At 32.0% G+C, this 16,661-nt stretch carries 17 protein-coding genes; 6 read left to right on the top strand and 11 right to left on the bottom strand.

Annotated elements, in window-relative coordinates; genetic code table 11:
* On the top strand, positions 1-183 hold a 183-nt coding region (locus tag B2U95_RS13945), incomplete at its 5' end, for a T9SS type B sorting domain-containing protein (protein WP_296317208.1).
* A 7-nt stretch (positions 184-190) separates the two neighbouring features.
* Positions 191-1,201: a PorP/SprF family type IX secretion system membrane protein gene (locus B2U95_RS13940; protein WP_296317206.1), complete on the top strand. Its 1,011-nt coding sequence runs from the start codon at positions 191-193 to the stop codon at positions 1,199-1,201.
* A gap of 40 nt (positions 1,202-1,241) precedes the next feature.
* Here B2U95_RS13940 and B2U95_RS13935 read toward each other — a convergent pair whose 3' ends face one another.
* Both B2U95_RS13935 and B2U95_RS13930 read right to left on the bottom strand, forming a co-directional pair.
* A complete protein-coding gene (locus B2U95_RS13935; protein ID WP_296317205.1) occupies positions 1,242-2,408 on the bottom strand; it encodes a vWA domain-containing protein in 1,167 nt (388 codons plus the stop codon).
* A 5-nt stretch (positions 2,409-2,413) separates the two neighbouring features.
* On the bottom strand, positions 2,414-3,445 hold the full coding sequence (locus tag B2U95_RS13930; RefSeq protein WP_296317204.1) for an SIMPL domain-containing protein: 1,032 nt from the start codon (positions 3,443-3,445) through the stop codon (positions 2,414-2,416).
* Between the two features lie 213 nt (positions 3,446-3,658).
* On the opposite strand from B2U95_RS13930, the gene B2U95_RS13925 reads away from it, so the two are divergent.
* The 3 genes from B2U95_RS13925 (at position 3,659) to B2U95_RS13915 (ending at position 7,198) form a co-directional block, all read left to right on the top strand.
* Complete coding sequence (locus B2U95_RS13925) at positions 3,659-5,827, top strand: tetratricopeptide repeat-containing sensor histidine kinase (RefSeq protein WP_296317202.1); 2,169 nt, start codon at positions 3,659-3,661, stop codon at positions 5,825-5,827.
* Positions 5,828-5,829: 2 nt separating this feature from the next.
* Positions 5,830-6,564 carry a LytR/AlgR family response regulator transcription factor gene (locus tag B2U95_RS13920; protein ID WP_296317200.1) on the top strand — a complete coding sequence of 245 codons (735 nt, stop codon included), beginning with the start codon at positions 5,830-5,832 and terminating at the stop codon, positions 6,562-6,564.
* Positions 6,565-6,682: 118 nt separating this feature from the next.
* The gene (locus B2U95_RS13915; RefSeq protein WP_296317198.1) at positions 6,683-7,198 is read left to right on the top strand and encodes a gamma carbonic anhydrase family protein; all 516 of its coding nucleotides are present in this window, start codon (positions 6,683-6,685) and stop codon (positions 7,196-7,198) included.
* On the opposite strand, the gene B2U95_RS13910 is transcribed toward B2U95_RS13915, so the two are convergent.
* From B2U95_RS13910 to B2U95_RS13870, 9 genes are all read right to left on the bottom strand, one after another.
* The gene (locus tag B2U95_RS13910; RefSeq protein ID WP_296317196.1) at positions 7,188-7,535 is read right to left on the bottom strand and encodes a GTPase; all 348 of its coding nucleotides are present in this window, start codon (positions 7,533-7,535) and stop codon (positions 7,188-7,190) included. The two genes, B2U95_RS13915 and B2U95_RS13910, sit on opposite strands and share 11 nt — an antisense overlap.
* A gap of 33 nt (positions 7,536-7,568) precedes the next feature.
* Entirely contained in the window at positions 7,569-8,348 is a 780-nt protein-coding gene (gene murI, locus B2U95_RS13905; RefSeq protein WP_296317194.1) for a glutamate racemase, read from the bottom strand.
* 64 nt (positions 8,349-8,412) lie between these two features.
* Complete coding sequence (locus B2U95_RS13900) at positions 8,413-8,913, bottom strand: OmpH family outer membrane protein (protein WP_296317192.1); 501 nt, start codon at positions 8,911-8,913, stop codon at positions 8,413-8,415.
* Between the two features lie 31 nt (positions 8,914-8,944).
* Entirely contained in the window at positions 8,945-10,072 is a 1,128-nt protein-coding gene (locus B2U95_RS13895) for an OmpH family outer membrane protein (RefSeq protein WP_296317190.1), read from the bottom strand.
* A 161-nt stretch (positions 10,073-10,233) separates the two neighbouring features.
* Positions 10,234-12,813: an outer membrane protein assembly factor BamA gene (bamA, locus tag B2U95_RS13890; protein WP_296317189.1), complete on the bottom strand. Its 2,580-nt coding sequence runs from the start codon at positions 12,811-12,813 to the stop codon at positions 10,234-10,236.
* The gene (locus B2U95_RS13885) at positions 12,785-13,525 is read right to left on the bottom strand and encodes an isoprenyl transferase (RefSeq protein WP_296317187.1); all 741 of its coding nucleotides are present in this window, start codon (positions 13,523-13,525) and stop codon (positions 12,785-12,787) included. The genes bamA and B2U95_RS13885 overlap by 29 nt, the downstream gene beginning before the upstream one ends.
* Positions 13,526-14,215: a DUF6089 family protein gene (locus B2U95_RS13880; protein ID WP_296317185.1), complete on the bottom strand. Its 690-nt coding sequence runs from the start codon at positions 14,213-14,215 to the stop codon at positions 13,526-13,528. It lies immediately after the preceding gene.
* 98 nt (positions 14,216-14,313) lie between these two features.
* Positions 14,314-15,192 carry an NAD kinase gene (locus tag B2U95_RS13875; protein WP_296317184.1) on the bottom strand — a complete coding sequence of 293 codons (879 nt, stop codon included), beginning with the start codon at positions 15,190-15,192 and terminating at the stop codon, positions 14,314-14,316.
* A gap of 2 nt (positions 15,193-15,194) precedes the next feature.
* Complete coding sequence (locus tag B2U95_RS13870; RefSeq protein ID WP_296317182.1) at positions 15,195-15,851, bottom strand: CBS domain-containing protein; 657 nt, start codon at positions 15,849-15,851, stop codon at positions 15,195-15,197.
* A 90-nt stretch (positions 15,852-15,941) separates the two neighbouring features.
* Between B2U95_RS13870 and B2U95_RS13865 the strand changes: the two genes are divergently transcribed.
* Positions 15,942-16,655, top strand: a complete 714-nt coding sequence (locus B2U95_RS13865) for a pyridoxine 5'-phosphate synthase (RefSeq protein ID WP_296317180.1) — start codon at positions 15,942-15,944, stop codon at positions 16,653-16,655.
* Positions 16,656-16,661: the final 6 nt, after the last annotated feature.

The following is a 16,661-nucleotide window of genomic DNA, read 5'->3' as shown; positions in this document are numbered from 1 at the left end:
ATTTATATATTTGACCGCTACGGCAAGTTGCTGAAGCAGATTAGTCCGACAGGACCAGGTTGGGATGGAACGTTTAACGGCAATATGATGCCAACCACTGATTACTGGTTTACAGTAGAGTATGACGAACCACTGACCAACCAACGTAAAGAACTTAGAGCCCATTTTACCTTGAAACGATAATAGTATTATGAAATTAAAAAAGTATTGTTTATTAGCATTTATAGCATTTGTTGCAAATTTTAGTTTTGCTCAAGAAGGAATACCTATTTATTCTGATTATTTAACAGATAATTATTATTTAATACATCCTTCAATGGCAGGTGTTGCTAATTGTGCAAAAATAAGATTAACGGCAAGACAGCAATGGTTTGGTGTTGACAACGCACCAAGCTTACAAACAATAAGTGCAAACGGAAGAATAGGTGATTCTCCTGTAGCTATTGGTGGTGTCTTCTTTAATGATTCTAACGGATATCATTCTACTGTTGGTGGTCAATTAACATTTGCTTACCACTTAATGTTTTCAAGAAATGAGATTGATTTAAACATGTTATCATTTGGTTTAAGTGCTGGTTTTCTTCAATATAAATTAGATGAAACAGAGTTTTTAGCACCTGGTGAATTCGATCAAGCCATCGCAGGTATTGAGCAAAGCGCAACAAATTTTAATATTGATTTCGGGTTTTCATATCAATTTGTTAATTTCTTTGCGCACTTTACTGCAAAGAATATTCTTAATAATGAAGGTATAAACTTTAATAACCAAGGTTTTGAATTCGATAACTTAAGAACCTACTTATTTTCTACAGGTTATACCTTTAGCAAGTATGGTAGTGAGTGGAGTTACGAACCATCAATAATGTACATGTACAGAGATGCAACAGAAGAATCTTCAATAGATATTAATGCTAAGGTTTATAAAGAAATGGATTTTGGTAAAGTTTGGGGTGGATTATCTTATAGACGAAGTTTAGATGGTGCTGAGTTTGTAGATGGCTCTGGTGTTAGTAGTCAGAAATTACAATATATAACACCGTTTTTAGGTGTGGATTATAATCAGTTTGTATTTGCTTACACCTATTCTTATCAAGCTAATACCGTTAATTTTAATACTGGTGGTTTTCATCAGATAACATTAGGTTATAACTTTAATTGTAGAAGAAAGAAGTACGAATGTAACTGTCCTGCAATAAACTAATAAAAAGGCTCAATGTAAATTGAGCCTTTTCTTTTTCATATTATTCCCATTTGTAATTCTTTTTTTGAGCTTGAGTTTTTATGGCTTTTACCATAGCACTCTCAAGTTCATTATCTGTATTAGATGTTTTTTTGGTTAAATAATCCTTCCGTTTACTATTAAGTTCTGCAATTAATTTTTGTAAAGCTGATCTTTCTTTACTTTTCTTACTGATGTAAGATTTAATTTCAGATTTACTCTTTCCTTTTAATTCTTTAGGCAGCTGACTGTAGTTTAGATCGTCATAAGAGAAACTTTGTTCTTTTTCTGCATCAACCAAATCCCAAGAACTATTTTTATATAATCTAGAACTTTTACTTATTGTTCTACTAACAGCATTTGCTTTATTGTAACCCATTGCATTAGAATCTTGCTCAGCTTGCATTTCTTTTTTTGCGCTACCATTAGAGCCGAAAGCCACATATGTTTTATTCAGCTTTTCATTTAATTCTAATATTCTATCATCATAAGGAGAAGCGATATGCACCGTTGCTCTATTTTGGTTAATAGCCATATAGTTACCGTGAGTTAAATCGGCACCATCTTTCCAATAGCCAGATATTCCTTGGTTATAGTCACCACAAAAAATAGTATTTACTGTAATATCATTTTGATGTGCTAGTTTTGAAGCTTCTTTATAACTTACCGTTCCTTGCGTATAAGGTTCATTTCCTGCTATGAATATTAGTTTTAAATCGTCATTATTGGCTTCCCAATTTAATTGTTTTAAAGCTGTCTGAATCACTTTTCCACAATATTCATTACCACCTCTTGTGGTTAAAGAAAACAACGATTTTGATATCTCATCGAGATCATCACTAAAATTAAGGACCTGTCTTAAATAGCCCTCATCTGCATTTAGATTATCATTTCCATATTCGTAAAGCGCAATTTTTAAATTCGGATTTTGGTCTTCACATTTTGCATAAGAAAGTTCGTTTACTATTTTCCATAACTGTGCTTTAGCTTGGTCAATAAGGCCATCCATACTATTACTAGTATCTAATAATAAAGCCACTTTAATTTCTGGTTTTTCAGATATTGAAGGTGCTTCAATAATAGTTTTGGAGATTGCTAAATCTTCAGGTTTTGTTTTTGAGTTTGCATTACAAGATGTGAATGTTCCGATACTCAACGCAATAATTAAAGTTTTTAATACAATTTTCATAATTTCTAATTTTTTGTGTTCAGTTCTTTTACATCTATGGTACCGTTTGGCGATATCACATAGTATTTATGGTCTATTTCTGTTTTTGTGATAGGTTGTTGCTTCTTTTCTTTAGGCATTGGTGTAAAGAGGAGTTTAATATTCATTCCTATTTGTACAACAGGCTCTAGAATAGAAGGATTTATTACGACATCGTATTTCTCGTAAGTAAGAGGTTGATAATAATAAGATGTTTGCTTTTTAGCTGTTGAGATAGTTTTGTTAGTTTTGAGCGCATCAAAAGAAATACTATTGTAAGCTTGATAGCTTTGGTAGAAATCTTTAGGAAAATAACAATACTTGTCGTCTGCAATGGCAATGTTATATTGAGATAAATCAAACCCTAAAACGTTATAATAAGCCTTTTTATCTTCAATAAGTTTTAGTAATTGCTCTTGAAGATTTTTGTAAACTGCTTGAATGTTTTCAATAAAATAATCAACCTTAACAAGGTTATAAACTTCACTTTTAGCACAAGCTTCTAAGACAGCTTCAAACTGACTTGTTTTTGCAAACTGAATATGAATATTTTGCTGTAACTCAAAACCTTTAGGAACTTCAGTATACGTTTTGCTAAAGAGTTTTTTGGTAACTTCAACTTCATAACTAGGCACAAAGGATATCACATCTATAGCTATATCGTTTTTAGTAATGCCAGTACTAATTAAACGTTTTTTAATAGCATTGATACGTTCTTTCATTAATGTGTTTGTATCCTCTGCAGTAGGGCCAATTTGTGAGATATTGAATACTGCTGTGTAAGTTGTTGCACTTACATTTTGAAGCGCTTTAACATCTATAGTTAATACATTACTGGGCTGTAAAACTTTATAAATTTGTTGTTGCACTGCCGGATTATAAATAGCGGCATTTCCTGAGGTTAAAATATTCTGTCGAGAAATATCTTGTGTAATTTGGTTATAATTTCCTTTATGTTGGGCTATAACACAATAGCTACAAAACATAAAGAGCAGAACTGATAAATTGTTTGTTTTCATTTGATTACCGTTTTTTGATTTATAGTGTAAAGCTCAGTCGAAAAAAGAGCATAAAAAAACAGCAATGAGTAAAGTGTATCTTTGAGTGAGTAAAGTGAAATGTAATTTTAGTGACACGGTCTTTTTAGCTAATAAAATGACTCAAATTGTAGAAAGCTGATTTTTTGAAACCAAATAAAGTATGTAAGTTTAGTCCAGCAAATAATGGGAGAAGTGAAAACACATAAAATATATAGTATTGTAGTCCTTTTTTGTTTGATAGGTTTTGTAGGCTTCGGACAAAATAATGAAGCTAAGAAATTAGATAAGGATGAGATTTTTACCATAAGAGGTGAAGTATATATACAAGGTTCTCGTAAGCCTGTAGAAGAGGTTAGTATAGAGGTGAATAACGGAAGTTATACGACAACTAATAAAGACGGAAAATTTACAATAAAGGCTAAAATTGGTGATAAACTTACCGTAAGACATAATGATTTTGAAACTATTTTTCATACCATAGAGAAGAACGAACGTATTACTATTAAAGTCATATCAGAAGACAGCTATTCTAGGCGCTCTAAAAGTAATAGTGTTACTATGCGCTTTAATCAAATGATTGATTCTGCAGATGTATATTTAAAAAAAGATGCAGAAAAAAGTATAAAATTTATTGGTGATGCCTTAAATGTAGAAATAACACCAAGCCAAAGCGCAGAAGCTCATGAGGTTTTAGGTGATATTCATATGTATTGGAAGCAATACGATTTAGCAATTTCAAATTATAAAATTAGCATACAGAATGCTGAGACATCTTCAATAAAGCTAAAACTTGGAAAAGCTTACCTTAGGAATAATGATTTTCAAAATAGTATATCTACTTATGAGAATCTAAAAGAAGAGCGATTGTCTAATTATGAAACTACCATTTTATTTGAAGGTATCGGAGATGCTAATTTAGAAATTAAAAATATACCAAAGGCTATCAGCTCCTATGAAGAAGGCCTTAAGGTGGCAAAAGAACACTTAATAGTACCAAAAGTTACTGACTTAAATTCTAAAATTGCCCAAGCTTATAATAAAAAAGGTGAGATAAATAAAGCTAAAGGCTATTTTGATAACTCGTTAAATTTAGCTGCTCAAGAAAATAAGAAACGCTCTGTTGAAGAAAAGGTTAAAGTCGCAGAATTTAATAGTGATAACCAAGATTATGAGAGTGAAATTCAACTAAGAAAAGAGATTATAAATGATATTAAAGACATTGAAAGAGATTCAGTTATTTCTAACGAAAGTCCATTAACGTCACAAAAGCAAAATTATAAAATAGGAAATGCACTTCTCCTACAAAATAGGACAGACGATGCAATACCATACTTAGAAAAGAGTAGAATAGAAGCCAGCGAGAAAGGAGATTTAGATGTAGAAATAGATTCTAACCGTAAACTTGCTGAAGCCAACTCCATATTAGGTAATACAGAAAAAGCTAATGCCTATAACTACGAATTTAGAAATGTTGTGGATGAGTTGTATGCAAAGCGGATTCAAGAAATATCGCAAGCAGCGCGTTTTAGTAGAAATATAGCAGAGCAACAAAACAGAATTACATCTTTAGAAAGTGATCGTGCATTATCTCGCAGTAAATACGAACTCACTCAAGAACGTAATAAACGCCAACAACTTATTATTTACTCATTGATTAGTGGTTTGGTGCTATTGCTCATTACTGGCTATTTAATGTTTAAATATATTAAGCAACAACGACTAGCAAATAATTTATTGGCCTTAAAATCTTTAAGAAGTCAGATGAATCCTCATTTTATCTTTAATGCATTAAATTCTGTAAATAGTTTTATTGCGACTAATGATGAGCGTACTGCGAATAAATATCTTTCAGATTTTTCGCGTTTAATGCGATCTGTTTTAGAAAATAGTGAAGAAGATTTTATACCCTTAAAAAAGGAAATTGAATTATTAGATTTATACACTAAATTAGAACATTTTAGATTTCAAGATAAATTTAATTATTCTATAGAAGTCGATGAGACTATTGATATTGAAGAATTTCAAATACCACCAATGTTATTGCAGCCTTATATTGAGAATGCAGTATGGCATGGTTTGCGCTATAAAACTAAAAAAGGTCATCTAAATATTGCTATAAATCAACAATCTAAAGACGAATTAACCATTACCATTTCCGATGATGGAATTGGAAGAGAACGTTCTAAAGCTTTAAAAACTGAACATCAGAAAAAGCAGAACTCTAAAGGCATGAATAATATAAAAAAGCGTGTCGCTATTTTAAACGAAATGTATAAAGATAAAGTAGATGTGACAATCGCAGATTTTCAAACTACAGAAGATGCTGGGACGAAAGTCGTTGTGACATTAAAGAAAGATTAAGTATGAAACTAAACGCCATCCTAGTAGAAGACGAAGAAAAAAGTAGAGAGATTCTTAGAAATTATCTCACTAAATACTGCCCTAATATTTTAATAGTGGGTGAAGCAGCAAATGTAGATGATGCTTTGGTGCTCATCAGAAATAACGATTTAGACGTTGTATTTTTAGATGTAGAAATGCCTTATGGCAATGCATTTGATTTACTAGACAAAGTAGGTGACATAGATTTTGAAACTATTTTCGTTACAGCCTATAATCATTATGCCATTGATGCTCTAAATGCACATGCTTCGTATTATTTAATGAAGCCTATTTCTATAGACGAACTTATTAAGGCAGTAGATTATGTTACTGAAATAAGAACAAAAGAAGACGCGTTGCAAGATGCTGTATTGGTGCCAAAAACAAATTCGGTAAACGGCAAAATTACCATACCACAACAAGATGGTTTTGAAGTTATTGAAACTGCAGATATTATGTACTGCAAAGCAGACGATAACTACACGGAAATCCATCTTAGTACTAATAAAAAGAAGCTAGTAAGTAAAACTTTAAAGTATATTGAAGAAAGTCTAAAAGACGCTAATTTCGCAAGAGTACATAAGAGTTATTTAGTTAATGTAAACGAAGTAGTTAAGTATGTAAGAGGCAAAGGAGGAAGTGTAATACTAAGCAACGGAAAAGAGATTATGGTCTCTGCATCAAAAAAATCTGATTTGTTGTCTTACTTTAAATAACAAATCAAATCCCTTAGTAAAAACGGGGTTAGTGAATTTAATTCAAATTTAAAAGATTGCCACTGCTGAAAAAAAAGTCAGCGTTTTAATGATTAACAAACAAATCAAAATCTAAAATATGCCAATAATAAAACCAGTAAAAGGAATACACCCACAAATACCAGAAGATTGTTATATCGCTGATAATGCAACCATAGTAGGTGATGTTACTATGGGTAGCGAATGTAGTGTTTGGTTTAATGCTGTTATTAGAGGTGATGTTCATTATATAAAAATGGGCAATAAGGTGAATGTTCAAGATGGAGCAATTATACATGCAACATATCAAAAATCACCAACGACTATTGGTAACAATGTCTCTATTGCACATAATGCTATTGTACATGGCTGTACTATTGAAGATAATGTTTTAGTAGGTATGGGAAGTATTATTATGGATGATTGTGTTATTGAAAGTAACAGCATCATTGCAGCAGGAGCAGTAGTTACACAAAATACTAGGGTAGAATCTGGCAGTATTTATGCAGGTATGCCAGCAAAAAAAATAAAGGATATTAGTGAGGAGTTAGTTTCAGGTGAAATAAACCGTATTGCTAATAATTATGTTAAGTATTCGGGTTGGTTTAAAGAGTGATTTTTAACTTTTCTATTAAAGCATCAACAGTTGTAATAGCATTTAAAATTTCATCATTTATAATTACTGTAAGCTGACTATTTTCAAGTTTTAAAACTGCCGGATACGTCATATTTACTTTAGGAAACTTAGTTTCAAATTCATCTTTATGATAAAATCCTAGTTCTAAGTTGGTCTCTTTTCTAAAGGATTTCCAAGTAGAGTTTTCACGAACAGTATCATAAGTTAAAGCGCATAAACTGCATGGATATGTTGACGGACTAAATAATTTATGGCCAGCATGTAAAAGTGCATTTAACCTTCCTGAATTCGCATTATATATAAAAATTAATTTCATGCTGTATTCGTAATATTTAGATAAGGAATCTTATTAAAAATCAAGAAAAGCTGTTTCAAATTGGTGATTTAAAATAGAATTTAGAATTGTTATTTTTCCGTTAGAAAACAATTTAATTGATGATTTTTCTTTAGATTTATTTAATAAATCTGATGTCTCTAAAACGGCTTTTGTTTGTTTAGCAACTGCCAAGCCAGAGTCTATAATTTTAACGTGCTTAGGCAACATTTCAGTTAGCATAGGTATTAGATAAGGATAATGTGTGCAACCAAGTACTAAGTAATCTATATCTGCTTCTAACATTGGTTTTAAATATAGTTGAAGCAAACCTCTCATCTCTTCTGATTCTAATTTACCAGATTCAATTAGAGGTACAATGCCTTCGCCAATTTGTTCTACAACCTTAATTCCGTTAGCGTATAAATCAGATGTTTTATGAAATAGGTGGCTACTTAATGTTCCCTTGGTGGCTAAAATCCCTACAGCTTTAGATTGTGTATTAAGTGCTGCAGGTTTAATAGCAGGTTCTATGCCAATAAAAGGAATATTATAATTAGATCTTAAATAAGCTATTGCATTGGTAGTAGCTGTATTGCAAGCAACTACTATAAGTTTACAACCCTTATTAATAAGTAGTTCTGTGTTTTTAATACTTAGTTGTAAAATCTCAGCTTCAGATTTATTACCGTAAGGTGCATTTTTACTGTCTGCAAGATAAATAATAGTTTCATTAGGTAAAAGCGCATGTATCTCTTTAAAGATAGATGTGCCACCAATACCAGAATCAAATATGCCAATAGGATTGTTACTCATTATTACAAAAGTAAAAAGTCGCTTTAAACAAAGCGACTTTTTAATTAATTATTTAGGTTGACAATTATATACCCATTTCAGCCTTAACATCTGCCATAAGGTCTTTGCCTTTAGCTACGATTAAACTTGCAGCTTCTAATACATACTCTATGCTTTGGGCAGCAGCTACTTTATCTATTGCTGCTTTAGCTTTTTCAGTGATAGGCTTTAGAAGATTAAATCTTTGCTCTTCTAGCTTTTTCTGAGCTTCTTGTCTGTATTGTGTTAAGCTTTGTTTCATACCTTCCACTTCTTCCATACGAGACATGTTAACGTCATCTGATTGACCTTCAGCTTCTGCATTATATTGCTTTAACTTAGTGTCTAGCTCTTTGAGCGAACCTTGAATTGTCGCTTCATAGGTCTTTCCAAGTTTGTCTATTTCTGCCTGAGCCACTTTAAATTCTGGCATAGCTTCAATAAGTGATTGCGTGTTAATATGTGCAATTTTACTCTGTGCATCCACAAAACTTGTGGCTCCGATGAAAAGTGCTGCTGCAAATAATAACGATTTTAAATGTTTCATTGTTCTAAATTGTATTTGTGTGTTATAATTATTAATTGTTTTCTCCCTCTTTCTTAGCCTTAGCTATAGAATCGTTCTTTTTAGTTTGTTTCTCACGCTCGTCACGTGCTTTTTTTCTGTCGTCTATAATTTTCTGTTTCCTAGCTTTTAATGCTTCAGTACGTGCTTCTCTTTCTTTTAATTTTTTCTGACGCTTTTCTTCAAAAAGCTCGGCTGGTGTTTTAGTTTTTTTTGAATCTGTTTTAGTAGAGTCTTTTTTAACTATTGCTTTTTCCTTTGTACTATCTACTTTTAATGCTTTCTTTTTGGTAGCCGTGGTATCTTTAACTGTTTCTTTTGTCTTTTCTTCTACTACTTCTACTTCAGATGTTTTACCATTACGAGCATCAACTGCTTTTTGTCTTCTTGCCACAGCTTCTTGTCGCTTTGCTTCTCTTGCTTCTTCACGTATTACCCGTTGTGCCTCTAAAACAGCTTCTCGTTCTGCTCGCTTAGTTGCTAATTGTTCTTGACGTGTTGCTTTTTTTGCTTCTAATGCTTTTTTACGTTCATCAAGTTCATTATTTACAACAGGCACAACTTCTTCGTTTTCTAATTCCTTACGCTCTTTTTTAGACTTAGCTTGGCTTCTTTTAGATGTCCTAGTTATAGTCATTAATACACGCTCACTAACATCATAACGTTCTGCGGAATATAGCATTACAACATCTGCAGACTTATCGAAAATAAAATCATATTTCCCTGTTTCTGCAATATCTTGAACTGCAGCAAAAATTTGATCTTGTATAGGTTTAATCAATTGACGTTTTTGAATCATTAAATCTCCATTAGGACCAAAACGATTTTGTTGATATTCTAATATATCCGCTTCTTCAAATGATATATCTTCCATGCGCTCATCATAGAGCTCTCTAGTTAAAAGCACACTTTCATTTTCGAGTTCCTTTTTCTTTTGCTCTATGACACTTAACTTCTTTTCGATTTCAGATTTCCATTGTAAAACTTTCTTATCTAATTGTGTAGAAGCTTCTTGGTACTCAGGTACGTTCTGTAAAATATATTCAGTGTCTATGTAGCCAATTCTAACGCCACGTTGTGCGTTAGCTTCTAAGCTTATTAAACTTATTATAGTCAGTAAAAAAAGAACTCTGAATTTCATCGTTGTGTGATTTTTAATTTTTTGAGACATTTCTAATTTGTAAAAAATCAAATTTTATTTGTTTTTAGTATTTGTTACATCAAAGTAACGAAATATATTACTAAAAATTTTAACAACTCAATGAATTTCATAATTACCTATTAGAAAATATCGTGCCAAACTTAAAATTGCTGACCAATTATAAAGTGTGTTTCCCAATTATTTTTACTTCCTGGAAGTCCTGGAATATCATCGAAACGATGACCAAAATCTATACCTAATAAACCAAATGCGGGCATAAATATTCTAAGACCAAAACCTGCTGACCTGTTTAGGTTAAAGGGATCAAAATCTTTAAAATCATTTACTGACGCACCTGCTTCAAGAAAACTTAGTGCATAGATTTTTGCTTGTGCTCCTAATGTAATTGGATATCTTAGTTCTAAAGAGTATTTATTATAGATAGATCCACCATCTACATTAGATAATGACTGATTAGGGTACCCACGTAGTTGTATAATTTCTCTACCATCTAAAGCAAAATTACCTAGGCCATCACCACCAAGAAAGAAACGTTCAAAAGGAATAACACCTCTATCATTATTATAAGCCCCTAAGAATCCAAATTCCATACTAGGTCGTAAAACTAATTTCTTAACAATTTCAGTATACCATTCTACTTTAAATTTAATTTTATAAAATTCTAACCAGTTAAAACGCTCTTGGTCTATTTCACCGATTCTTGCAAAATCATCAGCATCTGATGGATCTAAACTTTCACGTTCTTCTCTTAAAGCTTTATAATCTACACCATTGACAAGGGAGTAGGGAAATGAGAACTTTGCAGTAGCAGAAAAACTTGATCCGCCAGTAGGAAAAATAGGATCTGTAGTTAAACTGTTTCTACTAAGACCTATTGTGTATGATAAGTTGTTTGATGTACCATTACCAAATGTAAATAGACCTGTATTATAATTCTGTAAATCATAATGTTGGTAACTCAATGCCTGAGATAATAAGAAGTAATCATCGGGTTTAGTTAAACGTGTAGAAAGACCAACGGTTAAACCTGTAATGTTAAAACGTCTACTTTTATCTGCTCTACGTGATTGTGGATTAAATAAGAATTGTCTAGAATGCGATATAGATGTTGATAATTGAAAAGGTTTTTCGCCTCCTAACCATGGTTCACTAAAAGAAAAGCTATACGTCTGAAAAAACTGACTAGCTTGAAGCCTTAATGCTAAACTTTGTCCGTCTCCTCTAGGAACTGGTTTGTAAGCATCTTTTTTAAATATGTCTTTAATAGAAAAGTTATTAAAAGATAATCCTAAAGTACCTATGAAACCACCACCACCGTAACCACCTTGAAGTTGTATTTGACTAGAGCCTTGCTCTACAACAGAATACTCTACATCTAATGTGCCATCTACAGGGTTTGGGTTTTTAATATCTGGTACAATTTGCTGAGCATCGAAATAGCCTAATTGACCAAGCTCTCTAATTGTTCTTATAATGTTTGTTTTTCTATATAATTCGCCAGGACGTGTTCTTAGTTCTCTATATATAACATGGTCATTAGTTACATCATTACCAACAACAGTAACATTATTAAAGTAGGCAGGCTTACCTTCAGTTATACGAATCTCCATATCAATAATATTACCGTCAGCACTTACTTCTACTGGGTTAATACGAGAGAACATGTAACCATAATTTTGATATGCATTAGTTAAGTCATCAGCATCTGGGTTCATAGAGTTTGCTATACGCTCTCTAAGTTCTACACCATTATATGTGTCACCTTTTTTAAGTTTTAATATTCCTGCTAAATATTGATCTGTATATACGGTATTACCTACAAAACTAATTTCTCCAAAAGTATATTTCTCACCTTCTTCTACCTTAACATCTAGACTTATAGTTTTATTATCAATGTAGATTATAGAATCAGATACGATTCTAGCATCTCTAAAACCATTTTCCTTGTAAAAATCTACAATGCTTACAAGATCTGTTTGAAAGTCTTCATCTATATATTTGGATCGTTTAAGTATTCTTAAAGGGCTAAGGCTTTTTTGCTTAGTACTTTTCATCGCTTTACGAAGCTTGCTTTCCTTTAATTTTTCATTACCAGTAAAAGAAATTTTCTTAATTTTTACTTTTTCACCTTTGTCAATTTTAATAAACATATTCACACGCTCTTTTTCTACAGAGTCAATTACTTGTGATGTTATAATATTAACCTTAGTGTTTAAAAACCCTTTTGCTTTATATTTATCTGTAAGGAAGTTTCTTGTAGTGGCTAGAAGATTTTCCGTTACTTTAGTTCCGGTTTGCAGACTGTTGTCGTTAATTATTTCTTCTTTTTTGCCTTTTTTAACACCTTCGATAGTTAAATCTTTAAGTTCTGGTAAATCCGATAGGTTTATTTCTAAATCTGCAGTGTTACCATCTATGTTTATTATGTAAACATTAATGGTACTAAAAAGATTTGATTTCCATAAGGTTTTAACAGCATTGGCAATTTTTTCACCGCCAATTTGAACTTCTTCATCTTTTCTAAGCTTAGAATATGCAATTATAGTTTGTGGACTAAAATTTGTGTTTCCTGTAACTCGGATTTCTTTAATTAAATATTTAGCACCATCAGATTGTGCATTACCGATAAAGGCAATCGTAAATAGTATTAAGGTAAAAATGAGTTTAGTAAGGGTATTCAATACTACTATATTAGGTGAGTTGTTCGCTTGTTTTTCCAAATCTTCGTTCTCTGTTTTGATAATTTATCAGCGCTTCATAGAGATCTTCTTTACTGAAATCTGGCCATAAAATATCTGTAAAATATAATTCTGCATAGGCAATTTGCCATAATAAAAAATTACTTATTCGTTGTTCACCACTTGTGCGAATAAGTAGGTCTACGTCTGGTAAATTTTGCGTGTAAAGATGCTTATTTATAATTGATTCATCAATACTTTCAGTAGAAATTATATTATTTTTAACTTTAACTGACAATTCCTTTACAACATTAACAATTTCTTCACGAGAACCATAGCTAAGAGCTAGTGTTAGTGTCATATTCGTATTATTCTTTGTTTTTTCAATAACATCTAATAGTTCACTTTGTGCCTTTTTAGGAAGATCCTTTAAACAGCCAATAGCTGAAAGCTTTATGTTATTCTTTTGTAAAGTTTTTATCTCTTTTTTCAAAGATTTTACAAGAAGCTTCATTAATGTGCGGACTTCTATTTTTGGTCTGTTCCAGTTTTCAGTAGAAAAAGCATAAAGTGTTAGGTTTTTTATGCCTAGTTCTGCACTTGCTTCAACAGTTTCCTTAACAGACTTTGTACCATTTTCATGACCAATAACTCGCATTAGGCCTTTTTGTTTTGCCCAACGTCCGTTACCGTCCATAATTATGGCGATATGACTAGGAAGTTTTTCGTTATTTAGCTTTTCTCTAAGACTCATTTAAAAATTACAATAGCAAGGTCTTCTACCAAAGGTGTAAGTTAGTGTAAATCCTGTAAATACATACCAATCATTACTATTTGTGTTTCCAAAGCTTAAAGGTTCTAAAGATTCGGAGTCTGGAACACTCCCATCTAATTCATCTGAAAATGTGTATCTAGCTCCGATTTCAGCGGCCAAAATTAAGTGATTGGTAATACTTTGTTTATAGCCTAAAACCATTGGAATACCGTAGGCCCAACTACTTGTGTTTTCAGAAGTATATTCCCCGTTTGGCGCAAAATAATAATTATCATGATTAGCTACGGAGATACCAGTAAATAAATAGGGTGTTCCCTTGAGCCCAGAACTATGTAAATCGAAATCCCAAAAGTTAAATTCCATACCAGCAGAAATTTCTATAATACTAGTGTTAAAACTGTAATCGCGTTGTATGCGTCTTGGGTCTTCAGATTTACGGTCAATCCCTTCTAAACCAGAAAATATAACAGAGGCTCTAAATGAATGTCTTGCGCTACGGTTCCATTTAAAAATAGCACCCAAAGCGACTTGATTAGGAGATATATAATTTGTAGTACCAACATCGCCAATAAAATTACTACCACCAGCAAATACTCCAATCTCATAGATTTGGGCACTACTATTGTGACAGAAATATGTACTGAATAAAAATACGATTAGATACTTCATAAATTTTTAAAAGTTTGCAAATATAACAATTATGATTAGCTATAACAATTTGATATAAATAGTCTTACAGGTAAACAGATTTTGCAGTTATTTATTGCCTAGTTTCGTCGATCTTCACCCCAAAGTAATTTTTTTCTGAGTGTGTCTAAAAAGGTTTCGTCCAAGAGTTCAACCATTTTTATAACGAAGTTTGCTTTTTTTACTTTAACAATTGTAGAGTTAGAAAGTGTAACAATCCTCGAGTCTAGCGACATCAAAAATTGATCTTCTCTGCCATCTACTTTAAACGAAACGGTTGTATTATCCGGAATTATAAGAGGTCGAGCACTAAGATTATGTGGCGCAATAGGTGTGACTGCAAAATTATTAGCATCTGGTGTTATAACAGGTCCACCACAACTTAGTGAGTATCCTGTAGAGCCTGTTGGTGTAGATAGTATTAATCCATCAGCCCAATACGATGTTAAATACTCATCATTAAGATGCGTTTCTACCGTAATCATAGAAGTTGTATTCTTTCTACTAATAGCAATTTCATTAAGGGCAAAATTTGTAATAAGGACATCATTATGTTCAGGTGAAGTGGTTACACTTAACAAAGAGCGCTCAGAAATTTTATAATCACCTTTAAATATTTGAGATAATGCAGTGGCTATTTCATCGGTTTGAATTGTGGCTAAGAAACCTAAACGACCAGTATTTATTCCAACTATCAGAATGCCCAAATCTCTTACATAAGTAATAGCTCTTAAAATAGTCCCATCACCACCAACGCTAATTAATAAATTGTAACTCGTGTCTAGTTCTTTAAATGTTTTAATGGCAGAATTATTTTTAATACCATTGTTTTGCTGATTTAAAAAGTCTTCTTCAATATAGATGTCAACTTTAGACTCTAAAAGTACATCTAAAAGAATTTCAAATGCTTTTTGAGTTGCTTCTTTGGTGTAATTTTGACCGTAAACTGCTACTTTCATAATTACATGTTTAAATATTTATCAAGGTATTGTGACCGGTCTTTTAAGCTCTCAATATAAGCGTCTTCTTCATGGCCAGAAACGATATTATAGCTATACCTTCTAAATGTTTGAATAATTTCATTTAAGCTAGAATCACCAATTTTAAGTGTTATTCTGGCTAAATCACCATCCATTTTAGAAATAAAAGCACCCAATAGCTTAGCGTCGTTAGATTCTACGATTTGACTAATTTCACTAAATGAATAATCGTTAACACCTTTTTCTACGATTAAAATGCCTCCTGGCTCAGCTAAAAAAGGTGTTTCATTAAATAAATGAATAATATCATTTAGCTCATAATAGCCAAGATATTTATTGTTCTTATCTAATATTGGCATTATGTTAGAGTCGTTCTGAGCAAAAGCTTCAAGAACATCAAGCCAAATAGTATTTGGTCTCACAAAGAAACCTTCTATAGCATAATTACAGTCTTGTAAGATTTTGGCTTTATCAAAACAATGTGCATCATTTTCTGAAACACACCCTATGTAAACTCCTTCATTTAGAATTGGGATATGAGAGTAAGTCAACTGATTTAAAAGTAATTGTAAATCACTTATTTTATCAGTTATATTGAGTGGCTTAATATCATTAATTACAAAATCTTGAAGCTGCATAATTAGGTCTTAAATAAGTTGCAAATTAATCAAAAATAACCATAAAGTGGGTGTTCTACTTCGTATTTTTGTAATTCAAAACTTGGTAAAATGACAAAATTAAGTGTTAATATAAATAAGATTGCAACCCTTAGAAACAGCAGAGGAGGTGACTTACCAAGCGTAATTCAATTTGCTAAAGACGTGCAGCGTTTTGGTGCGGAAGGGGTGACGATTCACCCAAGGCCAGATGAGCGTCATATTCGTTATAAAGATGCTTATGATTTAAAGTCAGAAGTATACACTGAATATAATATAGAGGGCAACCCTATTCCGAAATTTATTGATATGGTTTTAGAAATTAAACCTACTCAGGTGACTTTAGTCCCAGATTCAGTTGAAGCTATTACATCTAATGCAGGTTGGGATACTATAAGACATAGAGATTTCTTAATAGATGTTATTAAAGAATTTAAGAATAACGATATAAGGACGTCCATTTTTGTAGATCCAGATTTACATCAAATTGAAGGAGCAAAAGAAACAGGAGCTGACAGAATTGAATTATATACTGAGGCGTTTGCACATCAATATGGTCTTGGCAATAAAGATGCTATTAAACCTTATATGGAATGCGCAGGATTAGCAAATATTATGCAGTTAGGGATTAATGCAGGACACGATTTGTCATTAGATAATATTAAGTTTTTTAAAGAAAATATTACTGGTCTCTTAGAGGTGTCTATTGGACATGCTTTAATTTCAGAGAGTTTATATTTGGGTGTTGAAAATGTTATCGCAATGTATTTAGATAAACTAAAATAACAAATC

The organism is Winogradskyella sp. UBA3174 (assembly GCF_002364335.1).
GTDB lineage: Bacteria > Bacteroidota > Bacteroidia > Flavobacteriales > Flavobacteriaceae > Winogradskyella.
This window is presented reverse-complemented; position numbering and strand designations above follow the sequence as displayed.